Below are 1,037 nucleotides of genomic sequence, written 5' to 3'. Positions count from 1 at the left end.
CGATGCCGCGTTTCTTTTTCGACATCCAAGACGGCCAACTGATCCCCGACGACGTGGGAACCGAGTTTCCTAACGCTCATGCTGCCCGCGATGCCGCGATCCGTATTCTGCCAGATATCGCGCGTGAGGAAATGAGCCTGGATGAAAGCCGGCAGGTTGCGGTTCTGATGCGCGACGAGACAGGACAGGCATTATTCGCAGCCTCTCTCATTCTTAGCGCGGAATGGTTGATTGACACAGTCTGAGGTTTCAACGTAGGGCAGCATTACCTAACACGCGATGACTAAATCTGCTGCTTCAAGTCCCTGCTGAACTTTTGGCCGCATCGCGATTTCATTCAATAGGAAAAAGTTATAGTATTTTTGTTAAAATATTCAATCGATCATGATGGATTGGCGGCTTGAGACGCACTTGGAGCTGTATGCCATTTCCATGCGAATGAAGTGGAGTTCGTTCGCATCGTCGCCGACCTTGAGCGATCTCATGCCCGTCGGCACGGCGGCGAGCGGAGTCCGCTCGAACGCGCTTTGCGCGTCGATAGCGTCCCGGGCTCGCTGGAGAAGCGCGATCGTCGACGTACATATTGCTCAGCTTCGATGGCCAGCAGGCGTAGGGTAAGAAAAATTCTCATGGCTTACAACTTCATTGGCCGCACGGTGATTTTTTGAGTATTTTCGGATTTGAGTTGCTATCCGCTCACTGCACACCATATACGTACTGGTGTCGTGGCGATGGGCCAGGACTGCACCGGAGGGCGCCATGCCCACCGACTTTCCTTCTCGCCGACAGCGTTCCCCAGATTACGGTCGATCGACCCTGCTTGCCGTCATCGTCAACCTGCGGCTCCGTTTGCTCGGCTGGCGCATCGAACAGGCGCTTGAGGAACGCGATCACATCAGGCTCCTGCGCCACCTGAATGCCTGGGCCGAACTGCATCGTCGCACGTCAGAAGGATCAGGTCCGCGAGTACTGCCAAGTGCGAACGGAACAACCACAGTCGAATCCAAGGACGTGTTTTGCGATCGCGCACGCGACAT

At 55.2% G+C, this 1,037-nt stretch carries 2 protein-coding genes; both read left to right on the top strand.

Going from position 1 to position 1,037, the window contains the following annotated elements; translation table 11 throughout:
- On the top strand, positions 1-245 hold a 245-nt coding region (locus ABZT49_RS14010; RefSeq protein WP_355286652.1), incomplete at its 5' end, for a DUF6894 family protein.
- 514 nt (positions 246-759) lie between these two features.
- Positions 760-1,037: hypothetical protein (locus ABZT49_RS14005; RefSeq protein WP_355286651.1), on the top strand; the 278-nt coding region annotated here is incomplete at its 3' end.

This window comes from Methylobacterium sp. EM32 (assembly GCF_040593685.1).
Lineage (GTDB): Bacteria > Pseudomonadota > Alphaproteobacteria > Rhizobiales > Beijerinckiaceae > Methylobacterium.
This window is presented reverse-complemented; position numbering and strand designations above follow the sequence as displayed.